1 protein-coding gene is annotated in these 1,059 nt (G+C 62.8%); it reads right to left on the minus strand.

The window, feature by feature from the left end; translation table 11 throughout:
- Positions 1-5 precede the first annotated feature (5 nt).
- Positions 6-968 (minus strand): IS1595 family transposase, encoded by a 963-nt coding sequence (locus DBV10_RS22235; RefSeq protein ID WP_124515722.1) that lies wholly within the window; start codon positions 966-968, stop codon positions 6-8.
- Positions 969-1,059 lie beyond the last annotated feature (91 nt).

The raw sequence follows: 1,059 nt of genomic DNA on the forward strand, positions 1-1,059 counted from the left end.
CCTGATTAGCGACTTACCTCAGATAAACGCAGCACCTTCAGCGGCAGTGGCCGAGTAGTCGCCAAGGCCCTCAGCAGCCTGGGCAGCATGGCAGGCAGATCAAAGCGGCGGTTAAAGCGCCAGCAGAACTCGGCCAAGTAGCGCTGGGCATACCTGGCGTGATCAAACGAGTGATAGGTTCCCGCCATGCTGGTCTTGAGGTTGCCCAGCAATGTGTTCACCCAACGCAGCTGGGGTGTCTGCGCCCCCTGGCGGCCACCTCCAGTCACGTAGCGCTCATGCGTTGCCTGGGCCTGGCGCACCTGGGCAAAGGCACGCGTGCCATCGCTGACCACGTGGCAGCCCGCAGTCAAGTGGCGACTGGCCCATTGCCGCATATGCTCGTTGGTGAAGTCCGCCACAGGCGTCAGGCGCATGTACAGGGGATGGCCATCGGCGCTTGTCTGCACTGCCGCGACGAAGGCCGTCTTGTTGGCAGCCCTGCGCCCGCCGTTGATGTGGCCCGCACGCTCGCCCCCAAGGTAGGCATCGTCGATCTCCACACGCCCTTGCAGACGGTAGCGCTCATCGCGTTGCGCCATGGCCTGCATCAGCTTGTGCTTCATGAGCCACGCCGTTTTGTAGGACACGCCCAGTTGGCGCTTGAGGGCCAGGGCGCTGATGGCGTTCTTGTTCTGCGTCAGCAGGTACATAGCCAGGAACCACAGCCTCAGGGGCAGGTGGGTGTGCTCCATCACGGTGCCCACGATGGATGAGCTTTGGTAGCCGCAGATGAAGCACTCCCACAGCAGCCGACCTGTGCCGTTGCGGGTGTGAAAGAAGCGTTTGCAGCCGCAGTGCGCGCACTGCCAGCCTTGGGGCCATCGGGCGGCAACAAGAGCGCGCTCACACTGCTGCTCGCTGCCGTACAGGGCTTGAAACTGGGGCAGCGACAGGCCGCGTTGGAACTGGATGGCGTTGAGGGACATTGCCTACTCCTTGGCCGATGGCTCGGCATGTGTGTTGGAGTTGGCTGTCCCGGGTTCGTTCGGTGTAGTCTGAGGTAAGTCGCTAATCAGG

The organism is Acidovorax sp. FJL06, from assembly GCF_003852545.1.
Lineage (GTDB): Bacteria > Pseudomonadota > Gammaproteobacteria > Burkholderiales > Burkholderiaceae_C > Acidovorax.